The sequence below is a fragment of the Alkalihalobacillus bogoriensis ATCC BAA-922 genome, from assembly GCF_000621445.1.
GTDB classification, from domain to species: Bacteria; Bacillota; Bacilli; order Bacillales; family Bacillaceae_F; genus Bacillus_AO; species Bacillus_AO bogoriense.
This window is the reverse complement of record NZ_JHYI01000027.1, coordinates 1-18,303: the sequence shown is the minus strand read 5'-3', so window position 1 is coordinate 18,303 and position 18,303 is coordinate 1. Positions and strand designations below refer to the sequence as shown.

At 36.9% G+C, this 18,303-nt stretch carries 19 protein-coding genes and 1 riboswitch; of the genes, 13 read left to right on the top strand and 6 right to left on the bottom strand.

Annotated features, from left to right (window positions below):
• The first annotated feature begins 16 nt into the window (after window positions 1-16).
• The 7 genes from T323_RS0111455 (at window position 17) to T323_RS0111420 (ending at window position 6,756) form a co-directional block, all read left to right on the top strand.
• On the top strand, window positions 17-295 hold the full coding sequence (locus tag T323_RS0111455) for an HPr family phosphocarrier protein (RefSeq protein ID WP_026673402.1): 279 nt from the start codon (window positions 17-19) through the stop codon (window positions 293-295).
• A riboswitch (cyclic di-AMP (ydaO/yuaA leader) is annotated at window positions 294-441 on the top strand. It overlaps the preceding gene by 2 nt.
• Window positions 442-637: 196 nt before the next feature.
• Window positions 638-718: a K(+)-transporting ATPase subunit F gene (kdpF, locus tag T323_RS29755; protein WP_084309254.1), complete on the top strand. Its 81-nt coding sequence runs from the start codon at window positions 638-640 to the stop codon at window positions 716-718.
• A gap of 30 nt (window positions 719-748) precedes the next feature.
• Window positions 749-2,425, top strand: coding sequence for a potassium-transporting ATPase subunit KdpA (kdpA, locus tag T323_RS0111440; protein WP_026673401.1), 1,677 nt, complete (start codon window positions 749-751; stop codon window positions 2,423-2,425).
• 21 nt (window positions 2,426-2,446) lie between these two features.
• Window positions 2,447-4,519, top strand: coding sequence for a potassium-transporting ATPase subunit KdpB (gene kdpB / locus T323_RS0111435; RefSeq protein WP_026673400.1), 2,073 nt, complete (start codon window positions 2,447-2,449; stop codon window positions 4,517-4,519).
• Between the two features lie 36 nt (window positions 4,520-4,555).
• Complete coding sequence (kdpC, locus tag T323_RS0111430) at window positions 4,556-5,125, top strand: potassium-transporting ATPase subunit KdpC (RefSeq protein ID WP_156942437.1); 570 nt, start codon at window positions 4,556-4,558, stop codon at window positions 5,123-5,125.
• A gap of 40 nt (window positions 5,126-5,165) precedes the next feature.
• Window positions 5,166-6,308: a KdpD-like non-kinase potassium sensor gene (kdpDN, locus tag T323_RS0111425; RefSeq protein WP_026673398.1), complete on the top strand. Its 1,143-nt coding sequence runs from the start codon at window positions 5,166-5,168 to the stop codon at window positions 6,306-6,308.
• A 13-nt stretch (window positions 6,309-6,321) separates the two neighbouring features.
• Window positions 6,322-6,756, top strand: a complete 435-nt coding sequence (locus T323_RS0111420; protein ID WP_026673397.1) for a hypothetical protein — start codon at window positions 6,322-6,324, stop codon at window positions 6,754-6,756.
• 4 nt (window positions 6,757-6,760) lie between these two features.
• Here the strand turns inward: T323_RS0111420 and T323_RS0111415 are convergent, their stop codons facing one another.
• Window positions 6,761-6,973 (bottom strand): hypothetical protein, encoded by a 213-nt coding sequence (locus T323_RS0111415; RefSeq protein WP_026673396.1) that lies wholly within the window; start codon window positions 6,971-6,973, stop codon window positions 6,761-6,763.
• A 210-nt stretch (window positions 6,974-7,183) separates the two neighbouring features.
• Entirely contained in the window at window positions 7,184-8,053 is an 870-nt protein-coding gene (locus tag T323_RS0111410; RefSeq protein ID WP_026673395.1) for an SDR family oxidoreductase, read from the bottom strand.
• Between the two features lie 148 nt (window positions 8,054-8,201).
• Here T323_RS0111410 and T323_RS0111405 point away from each other — a divergent pair, with 148 nt between their 5' ends.
• Window positions 8,202-8,636, top strand: a complete 435-nt coding sequence (locus T323_RS0111405; protein WP_026673394.1) for an Rrf2 family transcriptional regulator — start codon at window positions 8,202-8,204, stop codon at window positions 8,634-8,636.
• 28 nt (window positions 8,637-8,664) lie between these two features.
• On the opposite strand, the gene T323_RS0111400 is transcribed toward T323_RS0111405, so the two are convergent.
• The gene (locus T323_RS0111400; protein WP_026673393.1) at window positions 8,665-9,609 is read right to left on the bottom strand and encodes an arsenic resistance protein; all 945 of its coding nucleotides are present in this window, start codon (window positions 9,607-9,609) and stop codon (window positions 8,665-8,667) included.
• A 619-nt stretch (window positions 9,610-10,228) separates the two neighbouring features.
• Here T323_RS0111400 and T323_RS0111390 point away from each other — a divergent pair.
• Together T323_RS0111390 and T323_RS0111385 are read left to right on the top strand one after the other, a co-directional pair.
• The gene (locus T323_RS0111390; RefSeq protein ID WP_026673391.1) at window positions 10,229-10,753 is read left to right on the top strand and encodes a sigma-70 family RNA polymerase sigma factor; all 525 of its coding nucleotides are present in this window, start codon (window positions 10,229-10,231) and stop codon (window positions 10,751-10,753) included.
• The gene (locus T323_RS0111385; RefSeq protein WP_026673390.1) at window positions 10,746-12,128 is read left to right on the top strand and encodes a DUF4179 domain-containing protein; all 1,383 of its coding nucleotides are present in this window, start codon (window positions 10,746-10,748) and stop codon (window positions 12,126-12,128) included. Before T323_RS0111390 ends, T323_RS0111385 begins: the two co-directional genes overlap by 8 nt.
• A gap of 297 nt (window positions 12,129-12,425) precedes the next feature.
• Here T323_RS0111385 and T323_RS28835 read toward each other — a convergent pair whose 3' ends face one another.
• Entirely contained in the window at window positions 12,426-12,593 is a 168-nt protein-coding gene (locus T323_RS28835; RefSeq protein WP_156942436.1) for a hypothetical protein, read from the bottom strand.
• Between the two features lie 788 nt (window positions 12,594-13,381).
• Between T323_RS28835 and T323_RS0111375 the strand changes: the two genes are divergently transcribed.
• The gene (locus T323_RS0111375) at window positions 13,382-14,047 is read left to right on the top strand and encodes a FusB/FusC family EF-G-binding protein (RefSeq protein ID WP_084309253.1); all 666 of its coding nucleotides are present in this window, start codon (window positions 13,382-13,384) and stop codon (window positions 14,045-14,047) included.
• A 39-nt stretch (window positions 14,048-14,086) separates the two neighbouring features.
• Here the strand turns inward: T323_RS0111375 and T323_RS0111370 are convergent, their stop codons facing one another.
• Both T323_RS0111370 and nagE read right to left on the bottom strand, forming a co-directional pair.
• Window positions 14,087-14,545, bottom strand: coding sequence for an AraC family transcriptional regulator (locus T323_RS0111370; RefSeq protein WP_026673388.1), 459 nt, complete (start codon window positions 14,543-14,545; stop codon window positions 14,087-14,089).
• Between the two features lie 146 nt (window positions 14,546-14,691).
• A complete protein-coding gene (nagE, locus tag T323_RS0111365) occupies window positions 14,692-16,053 on the bottom strand; it encodes an N-acetylglucosamine-specific PTS transporter subunit IIBC (protein ID WP_026673387.1) in 1,362 nt (453 codons plus the stop codon).
• Window positions 16,054-16,315: 262 nt separating this feature from the next.
• Here nagE and T323_RS0111355 point away from each other — a divergent pair, with 262 nt between their 5' ends.
• Both T323_RS0111355 and pdaA read left to right on the top strand, forming a co-directional pair.
• A complete protein-coding gene (locus T323_RS0111355; RefSeq protein ID WP_026673386.1) occupies window positions 16,316-17,110 on the top strand; it encodes a hypothetical protein in 795 nt (264 codons plus the stop codon).
• Window positions 17,111-17,238: 128 nt separating this feature from the next.
• The gene (gene pdaA / locus T323_RS0111350; protein ID WP_245613719.1) at window positions 17,239-17,976 is read left to right on the top strand and encodes a delta-lactam-biosynthetic de-N-acetylase; all 738 of its coding nucleotides are present in this window, start codon (window positions 17,239-17,241) and stop codon (window positions 17,974-17,976) included.
• Window positions 17,977-18,303: the final 327 nt, after the last annotated feature.

Sequence of the window (18,303 nt, the reverse complement as noted above, 5' to 3'; positions counted from 1 at the left end):
TAAGGAGATTGCTAGAATGGAAATTTTGGTTCAGGTTTATCCAGTAAAAGAAATGAGGATGGAACAAGTGCTTGACTTTGTAACAGCAGCTGGGAGATATTCCTCTGACATTTTTCTATGTAATGGTGAAAGTAAAATAAATGGGAAAGGGTTGTTGGGAACAGTTGTTTATTTTATGTTAAACAAAACCCAAAAAGTGTCTTTATATGTAAGAGGTATTGATTCGAGCGTAGCTGCACATGAACTTAGTCAGCTCTTACTAAAGGAAGATAATAAGATGAAAATAAAATATTAATAAGAATACGCTGAATTCAACAGAAGCGGGGGAACCAATTTCGTAACAGTCATGTTACTAGGGGTGAGTCTTAACGTCGTTAAGAGGGGATACTCTTTAATTCCTAATCCGACAGCTAACCTCGTAAGCGTGTGAAGAGAAACTCTTGTGAGTAGCTTATTTATGCTGCAATGATTAGTCACGAGAAGAGTCGTTCTCTTCCTCGTGGCTTTTTTTGTTTCAGCTCTAAGGAGGGGTAGAAGTGGATATTGTGTTAACTTTGTTATTTGTATTTCTTTCTTCTCTAATGATTGGACTCATTCAATGGTCAGATACAGTAACGGATGAAGGACGTGAAAAAAAATGATGTTGTTGCTTATTGGTGTGACATTATTTGTAGGGATTTACTTATGTTATGTGTTGTTACATCCAGAAAAATTTTAACGATTTTCAATTTCTTGTGGAGGGTATTCTATGTTTATTACACTCATATCTATTGTTGTTACACTACTAGTTGCTTTACTGTTAGCAAAACCAATGGGGTTATATATAGCTAAAGCATTCGATTATGAAAAGACGAGTTTGGACCGAGTTTTTGCACCTATAGAAAAAATTTTATTTAAAATTGGCGGGATAAAAACTGACGAACAAAGTTGGAAGAAATATGCTGTAGCGGTTATATGTACGAATTCCTTTATGATTGCATTAGTTTATATAATCTTTCGATTTCAAGGCTATCTCCCATTAAATCCTGCGAATGTAAGTTCAATGGATCCGTCACTTGCCTTTAATACGGCGATAAGTTTTATGACTAATACAAATCTTCAGCATTATAGCGGGGAAGATGGACTCTCGTATTTAGCACAATTAATTGCAATATTATTTATGATGTTTGCAGCACCAGGGACAGCCTTGGCGGTTGCCATAGCTTTCATTAGAGGACTTTCAGGAAAACCGATTGGCAACTTTTTTGTTGACTTATACCGTGCAGTAATCCGAGTGTTGCTACCGATTGCCTTTATAAGTGGGTTAGTGTTTGTTGCACTAGGAGTTCCTCAAACGTTAGCACCCGCTGCTACGGTTACGACGTTGGAAGGAGATATTCAGGAAATAGCAAGAGGTCCTGTTGGTTCTTTTCTATCAATAAAAGAATTAGGAAATAATGGTGGTGGCTTCTTTGGAGTAAATTCATCTCACCCATATGAAAACCCAAATGGTATTAGTAATTTCCTGCAAATATTACTTATGTTTTTACTACCAACATCTTTACCATTCACATATGGAAAAATGGTAGGAAATAAAAAACAAGGAAGAGTCTTATTTGTATCAATGTCATTGATATTCTTGATGTTACTAAGTGGTGCGGTCTTGTCAGAATATATGGGAAACCCTGTTATCAACCAACTAGGTATAAATACTGAACAAGGAAATATGGAGGGAAAAGAGGTTCGCTTTGGCCCAGCCCATTCAGCCTTGTATGCAACGGTAACTACTGCAACAGAAACAGGTGCCGTAAATGCAATGCATGATTCATTAACTCCTATCGGTGGGATGGTAGCTTTAATGAATATGATGCTTAATACTGTCTATGGTGGCGTTGGAGCCGGCTTTATGAATGTGATTATGTATGCGATTATTGCGGTTTTCCTTGCCGGATTAATGGTAGGACGAACACCAGAATTTTTAGGAAAGAAAATCGAGGGAAAAGAAATGAAGCTAATAGCTATCACATTATTAATTCACCCAATTCTCATTCTTGGTGCGTCTGCCTTAGCTTTGTATAGTCCTTTAGGTCAAGAAGCAATAACAAACCCTGAGTATCATGGTATTAGTCAAGTTGTGTATGAGTATAGCTCATCTGCCGGTAATAATGGTTCTGGGTTTGAAGGGTTAGATGATGATACTCCATTTTGGAATATTACGACCGGAATCGTAATGTTTATCGGAAGATATTTCCCTATTATAACATTGCTTGCGGTTGCCGGTTCACTAGCGATGAAACGAACTGTACCAGAAACGATAGGAACATTTCGAACGGATAATGGATTGTTTGGCATCATTTTAGTTGGAACGATATTTATTGTCGGTGCCCTTACCTTTTTCCCAGTATTAGCGTTAGGACCGATTGCGGAATTTCTAGTATTAAAATAATCAGTTGAAGGAGGAATGAATGTGGGGAAGAGTCACATTTATATAAATGAACAGGAAAACAAACTTCAAGAAGGCAAGAACGCCTTTAATAAAGAAATGCTCTACCAAGCAATTAAAGATTCCTTTATTAAGTTACATCCGAAATCAATGATACACAATCCTATTATGTTTGTTGTAGAGATAGGTTTTATACTTTCCTTACTCATTACCATATTTCCAGGAGTATTTGGAAGTGAAATTGAACCATGGTTTAATGTCAGTGTTACGTTGATTCTATTATTCACCTTACTTTTTGCTAATTTTGCTGAAGCTATTGCAGAAGGAAGAGGAAAGGCACAAGCAGCCTCTTTAAAACAATCAAAAAAAGCAAGTAAGGCTAAAAAAGTTACAGAAAAAGGAAACATTCAAACGATATTATCTTCTGATTTGCGAAAAGGAGATGTCGTTGTTGTCGCACAAGGAGATACAATCCCAAGTGATGGTGAAATTATTGAAGGAATTGCATCTGTTGATGAATCTGCGATTACTGGGGAGTCAGCACCGGTTCTAAAAGAAGCGGGTGGCGACTTTAGTTCAGTCACTGGCGGGACTAAAGTTGTAAGTGATGAAATAAAAATAAGAATAACTAGTGACCCAGGAGAGTCATTCTTAGACCGTATGATTTCGTTAGTAGAGGGAGCGGAACGTCAAAAAACACCGAATGAAATTGCGTTAAATACCGTATTAACAAGTTTAACTCTTATATTTGTAATTGTTGTCGTAACCCTTCCGTTTTTCAGTCGCTATTTAGGGATTCAGTTAGAAATCCCAATGTTAATTGCTTTACTTGTTTGTTTGATTCCTACAACAATTGGTGGTTTATTGTCAGCGATCGGGATTGCAGGTATGGACCGAGTGACAAAGTTCAATGTACTGGCAATGTCAGGGAAAGCGGTTGAAGCTGCCGGTGATGTTAATACGATTATTTTAGATAAGACAGGAACAATTACATTTGGAAACCGTTTAGCCTATCAGTTTATTCCAGTTGGTCAACATAAAGAGGAGGTAGTTGCCGAATGGGCGGCTATTAGTTCCGCACAGGATGAAACTCCAGAAGGAAGGTCAGTCCTCCAGCTGCTCGATCAAAAAAACGTTCAATATGATAAAAAGTTAGGTTTATCTGGACAGTTTATCGAGTTTAAAGCAGAAACAAGAATGAGTGGGATTGACTTACTGGATGGAAGAAAAGTAAGAAAAGGAGCCGTTGATTCGATTGTTGAGTGGGTAAAATCACAAGGAGGAACAATTCCAGAAGATGTAACATTGAACCGTGATTTGATTGCATCGGAGGGTGGAACGCCACTAGCAGTTGCAGTTGATAACATAGTGTATGGGTTGATTTATTTAAAAGATACCGTAAAACCTGGAATGAAGGAACGATTTGATAAACTGAGAAAAATGGGAATAAAAACAGTCATGTGTACAGGCGATAATCCACTAACAGCTGCTACGATTGCAAAAGAAGCAGGGGTTGATGATTTTATAGCTGAAAGCAAACCAGAAGATAAAATTGCTGTTATCCGTCGAGAGCAAGCTAATGGAAAATTAGTAGCCATGACAGGAGATGGAACGAATGATGCACCAGCTTTGGCTCAAGCTGATGTTGGGATTGCAATGAATAGTGGAACTATTGCGGCAAAAGAAGCTGCAAATATGATAGACCTTGACTCTGATCCGACTAAACTTATAGAAGTAGTTTCAATTGGGAAGCAGCTATTAATGACACGAGGGGCCTTAACAACCTTTAGTATTGCAAACGACATTGCTAAATATTTTGCAATTATACCGGCAATGTTTATGGTCGCTATACCAGAAATGAATGCACTAAATATTATGAATTTACATTCGCCAATGAGCGCGGTGTTAGCAGCACTTCTATTTAATGCGTTGATTATACCGCTACTCATTCCGTTAGCTATGAAAGGCGTTAGTTACAAACCGATGAGTTCAAACCAATTACTAAAGAAAAATCTACTCATCTATGGACTTGGTGGGATAGCTGTGCCATTTATCGGGATTAAGTTGATAGATATGATATTACAAGTCTTTTTCTAAAAGAAGAAGGGGGTAATTTTAGTGGAGAAGTTAAATATGAACAGAATGGCAAAGACGATTATTCGGAGTAGTTTTCTGCTGATGATACTCGTAGGATTTATTTACCCGTTTACAGTGACTGGGATTGCACAAGTTATGTTGCCAGAAAAAGCAAATGGAAGTTTGTTATATAACGAGAATAATGAAGCAATCGGGTCAAGTTTAATTGGTCAATCATTTAATAGCCCTAGTTATTTTCAAGGACGGGTATCTAGTATTGACTATGATGCGATGGGGTCAGGTTCAGAAAATTATGGCCCCTCTAATCAAGACATGATACAAAGAGCGATAAAGTCTGTAGAAACATGGAACATTGAAAATCCAGATGTACCAGTAGAGGAGCTTCCAGTAGATTTAATCACCAATTCAGCTTCGGGATTGGACCCGCATATTTCTCCTAACGCCGCCTTGGCTCAAGTTCCAAGGGTGATTGAGGAAACAGGTATAAAAAAAGAAATGTTAATTCAATTAATTAATGAGCAAACGGAATCAAGGGAGCTTGGCCTGTTTGGTGAGCCGCGAGTGAATGTACTTTTACTTAATTTGCGTTTAGATGAACTTAAATAGGATGTCGAAAAGGAGAAAGATTGAAACGGGGTGACTTTGTATGTTTTCTCCTTTGCCTGATTATAAACGGAAAACACCTGAAGACATAATTCGTGAAATTGAAAAAATGAAGCGTGGTAAATTAAAATTATTTATCGGCTCTGCCCCTGGAGTTGGGAAATCATATCGAATGCTGCATGAAGCCCATGAATTAAGAAAGGAAAATGTAGATGTTGTCATTGGGCTTATTGAAACTCATAACCGTACACAAACAATAGAGCAAATTAAGGATTTAGAAGTGATTCCATTAAAAACTATTGAATACAAAGGTCGTCAGTTGAAAGAACTAGATGTGGATGCAATCAAACGGCGTAATCCTGATGTTGTCATTATAGATGAGTTAGCACATACGAATGTACCTGGTTCAAATAATAAAAAACGATATCAAGATATACAAAATATATTAGATGTGGGCATTTCAGTGTTATCTGCTGTGAACATACAGCATATTGAAAGTGTCCATGATATCGTAGGACGAATCACAGGAGTTTCAGTCAGAGAAAGAGTTCCAGACTGGATATTGCATGCGGCGCATGAAATTGTACTCGTGGACGTGAGCCCGGAAACGTTACAGCAACGTTTAATGGATGGGAAAATCTATGCTAAAGAAAAAATTGAACAGTCACTTCATCATTTTTTTACGCTACGTAATTTAGGAGCGTTACGAGAATTAGCGTTACGAGAAATTGCGAATGATGTAGACGACCGAATTGAAAAAGGCGAGAGTCAAATTGGAGTAGCAGAAAAGATTCTAGTATGTGTTCAATATAAAGGAAGTGCAGAACGTTTAATTCGAAGAGGGGCACGAATGGCGAAACGATTAAAGGCAGATTTATATGTGCTTAACGTATTAAGTAGTGATAAAGCGGCTTTGATAGCAAGTGAGCGAAAAAGGGTCCGTTCTTGGCGAAAGTTAAGTGAAGAATTCGGTGCCACATTTTTAATAGAAAGAACAAAGGGAAAAAAAGTACCTGACGTTCTTTGTGATGTCATTCTAGCCCATCATATAACCCACATTGTATTAGGTCAATCAGCCCGAACAAGATGGGAAGAGGTGTGGAAAGGATCTATCGTAAATACAATAATGAGAATGACAGAAAATGTAGATATTCATATTGTAGCGGATGAACGGAAACCTAAATAAAGGAGATATATTAATGAGTACGAAAAAGGAGAAGGAAGTATTATTATGTCTTAATGAATTAAAAGACCATGTATTCTTCCAACAATTTGAGCCTATCCGTCAGAATATTGACATTACTACCAGTAATGAAATTGTTGCAGAACAATTGCTTCAATATGGCTACAAACATCCTGTAATGCACTTAGAACAGAGAGAGGCTAATTTAGAATTATTTGAGGCTGGCTATGAAAAAATCGTTATCCTTGAAAATAAAATACTAGAATGTGGTTTAGTGATTGATGTTTGCAGGAATTACAGTCGAGGTCAAATCTATATTATCCGCAAAAATAAAAGGTTAGTCAATCCACGATTATATCAAACTATTGGAGCGCATTATGTCGTTAATACTAATAACGAAAATGACATAAGCTTTATATTCAAAACAACAGAAAGAACCAATTTGAATTAGAGAATTAAAGGACCGTATCGGACATATAATCCGCTATTTTAAAAAGAAAAGCGGGTTTGGGATTCGTAACGGACATCTGTTCCGCTATTGAACAGAATCTCGCTACTTTTACACCAATTTCACCGAAGTAACGGAATAGATGTCCGAACGGATCTCGAAATCGGCTGTTTTTGCCAAAATAGCGGAACGTATGTCCGATAAAATCAAACGATAACAAAAAATCGTCCCCCTCAATACAGAGGTGGGCGATTTTTTTATTGAAAGATAAAAATTTTGATATAGTAGTGAAGCTTTGAAAGCTTATTCTAGAAGAGCGAAGGCTGCGCACCTGCGCGTTTCACCCCAAGAAGAGCACTTGGGGTTCACTTTCAAAAGAGGGCAGGGCTCCGCACTTCGCATGAAATGAAAAGACGCTCTCGCGTTTTTCTTATGCTTCTCGAATTGTTTCAATAATTTGCTCTAAAGCTTTATCGATTGGGGTAACAGGTCGTCCGAGAACTTTTTCAAAGTCATTGCTTTCCACTGCTAATGAACCATTACGAATACTTTCTTGAATACCAACGACAATTGGAATGACAAAGTCAGGGATTCCTAGCCCTTTCATAATTTCCGCATATTGATCGTCATTCACATGTTGGACGGGAATGTCTTTGCCAACAACACGACTCAAAGCAGAAGCTAACTGCTCTTGAGTCAGTAGGGGCCCTGATAGTTCATAGATGGTATTTTCATGTCCTTCATCAATAAGAACGGAAGCCGCAGCATCGGCATAATCTTGTTGTAACGCCCAGCCGACTTTACCGTTTCCAGCGGAAGTAACCCACGGAGCACCTACCAATGCACCTTGAATGCTGCCGATTTCATTTTCTAAATACCAATTGTTCCGTAAAAAAGAATACGGAATCCCTGTTTTCTTAATCGCTGCTTCTGTTGCAATGTGTGGGGGTGCCATTAAGTTGTTACTTTCTGTTGCATTGGCAAGACTTGTATAAGCAATAAAGGATACGCCAGCTCGTTCTGCCGCCGCAACAGCGTTGGCATGCTGTTGAATTCTCGTTTCATTATCCCCATCTGCGGAAATGATAAGTAATCGGTCAATACCTGAAAATGCAGCGTCTAACGTTTCAGGTTTATCAAAGTCAGCTTGGCGAACATCGACACCTTGAGAGCGTAATCTTTCGGCTTTCTCAACATGACGAACACTAACCGAAAGTTGGTTTGCTGGGATTGTTTTTAATAATGATTCAACGATTTTAGAGCCTAATTTCCCTGTAGCTCCGGTAACTAATATTTTCATTGGAAATGCCTCCTAAGATTATGATTGTAACCAACTTGATTACATGTATTCATTTTAGTTACAAGTAAGGTAGTTGTCAATAAATATCTTTGTTATAATAGATTTAAATCTAAGCTATAAACACATAAATATAGGATGGTGTAAACATATGTCCATCAGCAGTCGATTTTCTGTTGGAATTCACATACTAACATTAATAGAAATGAATAAAGAAGGACGAAATTCATCTGAATTTATAGCCTCAAGTATAAATACAAACCCGGTTGTCGTCAGAAAGCTTATCGGAATGTTAAAGAAGGAGGGACTAGTTGAGGTGCGGCCTGGTATAGCGGGAGCAAAAATCGCCAAAGACTCAGCAGACATCACGCTATTGGATGTGTATAAAGCAGTTAATGTTGTGCAAGAGAACGAATTGTTTTCGATTCATGACAAACCAAATCCAAAATGTGTTGTAGGAAAAAACATCCAAGCCACAATTGAACCTATCTTTACAGCTGCCCAACTAGCGATGGAAAAGGTATTAGGAAATGTAACGTTAAAAGATGTCATCGACGACCTTGAGAATAAAGCGGATGAAGAATAAACCGGTTAGAGAAATACTCTCTACCGGTTTATTTTTTATCCGCTTTTTTTGAAAAAGCTAATAAAACTTGTGTGGTCATGGCAAGAATCGGCAATTCCAGCAATGGTCCAATGACTAATACTAGTGGGATTAATGGTTGATCAGGAAAAGCAGTCATTGCAATTGCTAATGCGAGTGGAGAATTCCGAGCTAATGTTGTTAACGTTAAACTTTTTTTATCTTGTGTTGTGAAATGTAATTGGTCACCAACCTTTTGGGAAAGAAAAAAGTTAATAACAAAAAACAAAGCGAGAGGAAGAATAAGCATCCACATGATTTCTAGGTTTTCTAGTAATACATTTCCTTGTGAAGCAAACATTGCAACAATGGCTAAGCTTAAAAATAGAATAGGTAGGCCACTGAATTTAGAGAATACCTGCTTGTTCTTTTTAAATAGAAATTTCACAATGATAGCTAAAGCTAGCGGTAGGATCAACACAATTAGGACACTTTCGAATAAAAAAGAAAGTTCAATAGCCCCAGTGGCTCCTGCAAAAAATAGTAAGTATAACGGTAATAATATAACTTGAAGTAGTAGGTTTAAAGGTAAAATCGCTGTTGATAAAGCAACATTTCCTTTTGCCATACTTGTAAAAATCAAGTACCAATCCGTACATGGTGTAACTAATAACATGATGAACCCAATATATAAGGCTGGATGCTCGAATAAAAAGATTGAAGCTAGAGCCCAAGCAAAGAGTGGTGTCCATATAAAATTGATCGTAACGGATGTTAGCGTAAATGTAATGTTACTAACCGATGTGGCGATATCTTCGAGTGGGATTTGTAAAAATGTTATAAAAAGCATGGCGACTAACAAGGGGACGATAAAAATATCAACATGAGCTTGTATCGCTTGAATTTGTCCGATAATCAGACCGATGAGGACGGAGAATAAAATAATAAGAGAATATAATTTTTCAAACAGAGTCAATAGGATCCCACCTAAACAAGTTATGTTATCTTATTTTACCATTAGCAGGGAAATGGGAGCACTAGTGAACTTGTTTGCTATCGGACCTCTGTTCCGTTACTTGAGCAAAAAAGCGGCGTTCTTTAAACGTTACGGACACCTGTTCCGCTATTCTTTCTTTTGGGTCGTGCTTTCTACTTTTTTTATAGGAATAACGGAATAGATGTCCGAACGGTCTTGAAAAACAGGCACATTTGTAGAAATAGCGGAACGTATGTCCATAACGATATTATCATCCAAACTGTTAATCTGTAATAATACCAGAAAAGGCCGCAAATAAAATGAAAGTATACATAAGGACACTGACAGTTATAATTTCGAGAAACTTTTTCAATTTAGGCTTTTCGTTAAACCTATTCCGTAAGCTATAAAAGATGGCGCCTTTAATAAGATAAGAAGTTATCACAATAACAAAGAAAACGAAAAACTTCATATGACTTCCAAAATGATTAGATTGCTATAGTTTAACACACAAAATAGTTTTCTTATTGTATAACTAATAGATAGAGAAAAAAAAAGAAAAAAGATTTTGGAACGTTTTCCCTTTCTAAACAGTCTTAGAAGGGAGAGGGGGAAGGACATGGATGTTGAAAAGCGAGTGAAAAAAGCAATAAAAGGAAATAAAAAAGAATTTGAATTTTTAATAAACGAAGAAAAGGAAAAATTATATCGCATTGCTTTTTTGCATGTGAAAAACCAAACAGATGCATTAGAAATCGTCCAAGATACGGTATATAAAGCTTTTGTTTCTATTCACAAATTACAAGAACCAGCACAGTTTACAGCATGGATTAAGAAAATATTAATTCACTGTGCGCTTGATTTTTTAAAGAAGAAACAGAAAGTCATATTCATTTCAAATGATTTACTAGAATGGATTCCGGATAAAGCAATTGAAATCGATACCCAGCTCGATTTGATGGAAGCAATAGATCAACTGAATGGCAAATACAAAAGTGTCATTATTTTAAAATATTATGAGGATTTGCCTAATAAAGAGATTGCAACCATTATGGATATACCAGAGGGAACAGTGAAATCAACACTACATCGAGCATTGCAGCAATTGCGTGTAGTATTGGAGGGGAAGTGTGCCAATGGATAAATTTACGAAATTTAAACAAGATGCAAACCGCATTGAAATACCTGAGTTAGAATTGAATGAAAAAATACAGATAGCGATTGAGGAAGCAAGCCAATCGAAGAGGAAACTATCGATTTCTAGAACAGCAATTACAGTGGTAGCAGTGGCGATGATGTTTTTATTAGTGGCTACATCAGGTTTTTACTCAACAACGATGGCAAGTATGTTATCAAAAATACCGTACATCGAGGCTGTACTTCCCTTTACAGATGAAGGGTTAAAAGCGGCCGATTCGCAAAATTTAATTACCTATGTTGGTGAGACGGTGTCCGACCAAGGAATCGAAATTACATTGACGGATGTGTATTATGATGAAGTTCGTTTTGTAATTGGCTATATGATTCCAGCGCAAAATCAAGAATACGACGGTTCTTTTGCGGTACAAGAAAGCGAGCTCTTCATTGATGGTCAACTTCCTTTTAGCGTATCTAGAAATGAACAACAAGTTGGAGATGTTATTGTTGGCACGATAACAACGTATGCCGAGTTACCAGATGAATTTGAATTCGTATTTGACGTGACACAAGTATTTCAAGAAAGAGGAAACTGGACATTTTCATTGCCAGCTCAAAAAATAAAAGGCGGAAAAGAATATACTGTGAACCAGACTGTTGCATCAGTGGATAAAACTTTTACAGTGAAAAAGATTATGACAACCCCGAGTGCGACCCATGTTCAGCTTGAAATGCGGAGTCAATCAAATGAGTTTACTATTGATTCGTTTTATGTCTATGATATGAACGGAAAAAGGGTGGAAGCATTTGCGAATGACAAAGAACATGGATATGTATCAAGCAGTGAGAGTTGGAAAATAAAGGCCTTTGTCACGTTTCCAGTCATTAAAGACAATCAAACACTTACGATTGTCCCAATGAAATATGAAGAAGGAATGATTGAAGAGTGGGAGCAGTTATCGGTTACAATTCCAATCTCAGAACTACAGGCAGAACCTATCTCTGAACATACAATGTATGGTCTTCGCGACAAAACTAAAATGGATAAAAAAACATTTATAGAAGATGAAACATTTGAAGAAGTTATTGAACACTTTGAACTAGATGAATATCAGTATTCCAAAGCAATGTTTCATGGCTTTGATAGAAAGTTACATGCAGCTTTTTATAAAGAGAATCAAATTAGCATACAACATGATGTTCAACCACTTGCTTTATTGAGTGGGGGCGAAGGATTTCTATTTTATAAAAACAAAGAAGGAACAATTTTTGTTTGGGAGATAAAGCAAGAAAAAGAAGAGTGGACTGTCATTGACAAAAAACAGTTTGACGGGAAATCGATTCAAGACCTTGAAGCAAGATATTATCGCGAAGTAGAATGAAAACAGCGCAAAGAGAGGTTTCTCTTTGCGCATGTGTTTTTTTGAAGTAGCATGTGTAGAGCTGGGTCCACAGTCAAAAGCTAATGGACATCTGTTCCGCTATTTCATCCCCAAACTCCCCTTTTGACATATCTATCGGACATCTGTTCCGTTATATAACCAAACAAGGGATAAAGAGAGCTGTTTTTGCTCATTTAACGGAACCAATGTCCGATAGCATTCATAGAACACCTGTTTTTCTTAAAATAGCGGAATAAATGTCCGTAACAAAGTGGTCAACACTGACAAGGAGGAAAACTAAGGCTTATCTCCTGTTAACCAAGCAATTACATAACCAACAAACATCAATAGTAGAAAGACAATGACTTTAATTAGATTAAGCCAATCTCGAAAATCCGCTTTTTTCAGCTTCCAGCTATATGCAAGGGAAAAGAAAAGATAAAACAATGTGATGGAAGTAATCAAAAATATCACCTCTTACCATCGTATTTGATTTATTATATATTTATTATATGATTAACAAGTTTACCAATCCAGTATGTGGTAAAATGAAACAAAGCTACTGAATTTCAGCAGAGGAGTGAAAATCAATCAAAAAGCTAACCACTAAAACATTTATTTTATGTGCCATCGTTATGTTTTCGGTATATATACTGTACTTTTTAATAGGTTCCTTCTTCAATACGGATGTATTAAATGCGATCACTCCCCACAGTGATGGATTTACGATTAGCTTTCTAGGTGTAATTTTATTGCTGATGACGTCTTCCATCGTTGTTTATGTTATTGAAAAATATAAACAATTTAGAAATGAAGAATCATAAAAGAAGGACAAAATAATAGTGGAACCAAAAGGTTGATTCTTGTTTGAGAGTCGACTTTTTTTAAAAGATAAGAAAGCATAAAAATTTTAGTATAGCAATGAAGCTTTGAAAGCTATTTCAAGAAGAGCACTTGGGGTTCACTTTCAAAAGCGGGCAGGGCTCCGCACTTCGCTTGAAAGAAAAGACGCTACGCGTTTTTCTTAATAAGTCATCAATCCAATGATTTTCCTTATAAAGTTATGTATAATATAGGAAGTATTTTGGGGGTGATAACAAATGGCGAAAACTTTTCTTCCGCCAATGTTTGAAGTTTCCTCATGCAAAGTCTGTTATTAAAGGGCGAAACTTTGGATGAGGTAAATAGCGATTCTACTCGCCTTACTTGGTTTTGCCTTGTTTCGACTAAACTACATGAGGGGCTGACCAGAAATGACGAATAAAAATGAATTAATAATTGAAATGGCACCTTTTCTAAGAAATGATCAATATAATTTTATTAAGTTTCAACTGAATCACCTTGTTCACGCTCAAACGACAGTGAGGGATGAAGATATCCTTTCGGCGTTAAAATTAAATGCGTATGATAAAATGGTGGCATTGTTCCCTGAATTAAAGGAGAGCCAAAAAGCATTATTACAAAAACTCATTGAATTTGAAAATGTAGAACAAGTGGAAAGACTTGTATCAGAGCTAAAAGGGTACGTCATTCCGTTTAAATACGTGAGCGAAAAAACGGTGGCAAAACTATTCCCGAAAGCGAAAAAATTAAAAATGCCGGTACTGGAGGACATTGATTTTAGAGAATTATCTTATTTAGGTTGGTATGATGTTCGTTCAGAAAGGAAATTTCTCATTTTCAATGATGACAAGAGTTTAATAGGCATTCAAGGGACATTTAAAGGGAAAATGAGAGGCATATGTTCGCTTTGTAATCGACATGAAGACGTTGGCTTGTTTATGGCAACAGTCAAAAGTGGAATGGAAACGTACACGAGCAGAGGCAATTATATTTGCCATGACAGCTTTACGTGTAATCAAAATGTGATTACATTAGAAAGACTTACGAACTTCGTAAAACTGATAAAGAAAAACTGAGGGGCGTGTCCCTCAGTTTTTTCACTTTTGAAATCATCCTCATTCGATTTTTACAGGAACACACAACTCACAAATATCGTCTTTTCCGCTTTCCCCAGTAAATCTTTCCATTACAGGTTTACTGTCGACTTCATATCCATTTTGATAAACCGCAGGAAAAATCTCAGTCCAAGCTTTTTGGAGTGCTTCTTTTGTATGTTGGACTTGAAATACTAAATAGAGACCTCCAGGGAGTATTGCTTCATGGATACCCTCTTCACGGGTCAGTTTGTAATCGTTTGGGATGACGAGACAAGCATCATAGCGACATTGTTCAGGTTTTGTTGTTTCGGGGTTGTCTTGGGCAATTCCGAGGAAAACGGCTGAAGTTAGCGATTGTTTTTCTTTTGCCCAGTTTTTAATTTTTTCCATCGTTTTCCTGTTTCCGTCTCCATAAGGACCAACTTGTCGGGCAAAAACGATTCGGTATGGAGGAAGAGTTTCAAGTTTCATATTCATAGTAACACCCTTTCATATTTTGAATGATTGAACACAGTTTGAATCTAACATGTTATAAAAAATATTTCATAATAATTTTTAAAATTTCATACAAAAAAGCAGGTGTATAGGCTTAATCAGTCCATACACCTGCTTTTTTCCACTAGTTACAATTCCTTCATTTTATCACTAACAAATTCCACGTCAGTTCCAATAATGACTTGTAAACTCGTTTGATTGATTTTCATGACACCTTTAGCCCCGTGTTTCTTTAAGAGTGTTTCATCAACTACACTCATATCAACAACCTCTAAACGAAGCCGGGTAGCGCAGTGGTCAATTGAAGAAATATTCTCTTTTCCACCTAAGGCAGATGTGATTCCAACTGCCATAGCTGTGTATTTTGTTGACGTTGATGTTGAACTTGTTTCTTCATCTTCATCGTCATCTTCACGGCCAGGAGTTTTTAAGTTAAATGCGCGAATGACAATGTAGAAAATGAGAAAGTAAATCGCAAAGTATATTAGGCCAACGACAAGGAGCAATAATGGTTTTTGGGCTATTCCGAAGTTGAGCATATAATCGATAAACCCAGCAGAGAACCCAAAGCCGTGTCGGATTTCAAGCAGCATCGTAATCGACATCGCTAATCCGGTTAACAACGCATGGATAATATATAACACAGGGGATAAGAACATAAAAGAAAATTCAATCGGTTCTGTAATTCCTGTTAAAAAAGATGTTAATGCTAACCCGATAAACATCCCGGTCACTTGTTTTTTCTTTTCTTTTTTCGCTGTCACAATCATCGCTAAACATGCAGCAGGAAGACCAAACATCATAATCGGGAAAAAGCCTGTCATAAAAATACCTGCTGAAGGATCACCAGCAAAAAAACGGTGCAAATCGCCTGTGACCCCGTTGTATTCACCAAAGACAAACCAGACTAAGCTGTTCAATACATGATGCAATCCAATGGGGATAAGAAGGCGATTTAAAAATCCGAAAACACCGACCCCGAGTGCACCTGCATCAATAATCCATTGTCCTAGACCATTAATAAATTCTTGAATAGGAGGCCATACAAACCCAAAAATTCCGGCGAGGATAACCATTGTCCCTGCTGTAATAATCGGGACGAAACGTCTTCCACCAAAGAACGCTAACCATTGAGGCAGTTTTATGTCATGATAGCGATTATAAAGCAAACCGGCGATAACCCCACTCATAATCCCACCTAATACCGCCATATTAATATCTGGATTAATCGCTTGTGTTCCATTCACTAGAACAAAATAACCAATTGCCCCAGCTAATGCAGCCGACCCGTTGTTATCCCGTGCAAATCCAACAGCTACCCCGATTGCGAAAATAAGTGCTAAATTGTCAAAGATAGCAGCACCGGCTCCAGCCATAAAAGGTAAATCAAAAAAGTCTTCTTGCCCAAGACGTAACAACAACGCAGCAGCGGGTAACACAGCAATTGGCAACATTAACGATTTCCCAATTCGTTGCAAAAAGCTCAACATATGAAACATCCCCTTTACATGTATAGAATCATTCGCTATTGCCCTAACAAATATATATGTTTAGTTGTCTATACCTTTTAGTTCAGGCAATAGTGAAAATAAAAGACGAGGTGAAACAAAAGATGTCTTTGTCCTACTATTATTATGGTAGACTCATTTTAAGCACAGACTTCAGACCTGATTTTATAAAAGAAATTACTGAAACTTTTAGCATAATAAATCGTACTTCATACAAGAGAGAAATAGGACAGGAGATGGTTATTTGGAAGTGAAAAAAATAAAACAAAAACATGGATTGACACCGTTAGTATTGGGGAATTTGCTTCTTATTCAAGGGGTCATAAGCCTTTTTATAGGAAATGCAACAGCACTTTCTTATCTTCTTATTGGGATTGGTATTATCTCTGTATTACTGTCTTTTGCTGTAAAAACAAATAAACTAGAAGCGTTTGAATTAGAGGAAGATCAGGCTGATAAACAACGGCTAGAATCGGCATCGCGGATGATGATTATCCCGAGCTTTGATGTATCAAGAACATATACTTTCTATGATTTACAAGGAAACTCACTTGGAGTTGTTCGTGAACAACCACTGACAAAAATGCAAGTAATAACAAGGACATTGTTTTCAATTGCGGCACTACAGTTTATTTTACCTCAGCGTTCGTTTTTTAGGTTGGATGAGGAAAATGTTATCACAATCGATAAACGTGGCGGCTTACGGACGGAATATGAAATTTTCGATGAAAACGGGATGTTAGCTTTAACCTATAAACGCGAAAAAGGAAAGTATGCCCATATTTATAACCGTGCGGGAGAACTTGTTTGTACGATTGATAAGCCAGCGCTTAGCTTGGAAATTAAAATGCTCACACAAGAAGAAAATCAAATGTTCCGTATGCAAATTTCAGGAATTCCGACAGAAGCGATGCAAATGTTTGGTGAAGTGGATGGTGATATCATTGATATTTCACACGAACACATACAAAAGGATTTATATTACCCTTTTCTTTGCTTACTCGTCATTATGAGTACACAACATCGGAACACCGCATAATTTCTTTGGATATTTTTCATAAACGAAGTAACACTATACGTAAATGAAAAATAAGGGGAGAAGTAGGGATGAAACGATGGTTTATGCTTGTTTGTAGTATACTCTTTGTTTTTACACTTATACCAGTCATGGTTCATGCGTATGACACAACAGAATACCATTGGAGTTTTAAACCTGAAAAAGATAATAAACCAGTAACAACCGAACCGCATTACTTAGAGTTATTAAACAAGTACGGTGGCTTTTTTATTGGAGACACATCGAAAAAAGAATTATATTTAACCTTCGATAATGGATATGAAAATGGTTATACAGAAAAAGTATTAGATGTGTTAAAAGAAAAAGAAGTCCCAGCTACGTTTTTCATTACCGGACATTATTTACAAACAGAGCAAGAGCTAGTAAAAAGAATGGTCGATGAAGGACATATTGTCGGAAACCATTCCTATCATCACCCAAGCTTGCCAAAAGTGGACGATGAACGTTTAAAACGAGAATTAAATAAGTTAAAAAAAGAATTTACTGAGCTAACAGGTGTAAAAGAGATGAATTATTTACGCCCCCCACGCGGAACGTTTAGTGAAAAATCGTTAGCATTATCGCAAGAACTAGGCTATACTAATGTGTTCTGGTCGATGGCCTATAAAGATTGGGAAACTGATAAACAAAAAGGCGCCGATTATGCGTATAATCAAATTATGAAACGAATCCACCCAGGTTCGATAATGTTATTGCACTCTGTCTCAAGTGATAATGCCGGAGCACTCGGTCGAGTCATTGATGATTGCCGAAAGCAAGGCTATGAATTTAAAAGCTTAGACGAATTAATGATGAAGAAAGTAATGGACAATGGCATTAGCTATTAAAAATAAGAGAGGCTGGGACAAAACAGTAAATAAAAAATGAGTGGCACTCACCCTGATGAGTTGGGGTGAGTGCCACTCTTTATTTTACATTTTTAGATTTTAGTAATTTTTAGGATTTAAATAAGGATACCATCTGATAAAATTAAAGTAACCACACAATAACTTAACGGAGGTATCCTTATGTTTAAACATTATACCATGAATCAAATCATTTTACCGCTAGATTTAGAAGTAAAACTTCAAGAAAATGATATTGCCTACGCCGTCAATGATCTCGTAGAACAGATTCCCGATGAAGCATTCGCTAGCTTTTTACGTGAAACGGGT

Excerpts from the sequence above, each read along its gene's own strand:
- T323_RS0111375 (WP_084309253.1), top strand. The coding sequence starts at position 13,382 with ATGACGAATAAAAATGAATTAATAATTGAAATGGCACCTTTTCTAAGA.
- T323_RS0111410 (WP_026673395.1), bottom strand. The coding sequence starts at position 8,053 with ATGAAAATATTAGTTACCGGAGCTACAGGGAAATTAGGCTCTAAAATC.
- T323_RS0111455 (WP_026673402.1), top strand. The coding sequence starts at position 17 with ATGGAAATTTTGGTTCAGGTTTATCCAGTAAAAGAAATGAGGATGGAA.
- kdpC (WP_156942437.1), top strand. The coding sequence starts at position 4,556 with ATGAACAGAATGGCAAAGACGATTATTCGGAGTAGTTTTCTGCTGATG.
- kdpDN (WP_026673398.1), top strand. The coding sequence starts at position 5,166 with ATGTTTTCTCCTTTGCCTGATTATAAACGGAAAACACCTGAAGACATA.
- kdpF (WP_084309254.1), top strand. The coding sequence starts at position 638 with ATGATGTTGTTGCTTATTGGTGTGACATTATTTGTAGGGATTTACTTA.
- T323_RS0111405 (WP_026673394.1), top strand. The coding sequence starts at position 8,202 with ATGTCCATCAGCAGTCGATTTTCTGTTGGAATTCACATACTAACATTA.
- T323_RS0111370 (WP_026673388.1), bottom strand. The coding sequence starts at position 14,545 with ATGAATATGAAACTTGAAACTCTTCCTCCATACCGAATCGTTTTTGCC.
- nagE (WP_026673387.1), bottom strand. The coding sequence starts at position 16,053 with ATGTTGAGCTTTTTGCAACGAATTGGGAAATCGTTAATGTTGCCAATT.
- pdaA (WP_245613719.1), top strand. The coding sequence starts at position 17,239 with ATGGTTCATGCGTATGACACAACAGAATACCATTGGAGTTTTAAACCT.
- T323_RS0111390 (WP_026673391.1), top strand. The coding sequence starts at position 10,229 with ATGGATGTTGAAAAGCGAGTGAAAAAAGCAATAAAAGGAAATAAAAAA.
- T323_RS0111385 (WP_026673390.1), top strand. The coding sequence starts at position 10,746 with ATGGATAAATTTACGAAATTTAAACAAGATGCAAACCGCATTGAAATA.
- T323_RS0111420 (WP_026673397.1), top strand. The coding sequence starts at position 6,322 with ATGAGTACGAAAAAGGAGAAGGAAGTATTATTATGTCTTAATGAATTA.
- kdpA (WP_026673401.1), top strand. The coding sequence starts at position 749 with ATGTTTATTACACTCATATCTATTGTTGTTACACTACTAGTTGCTTTA.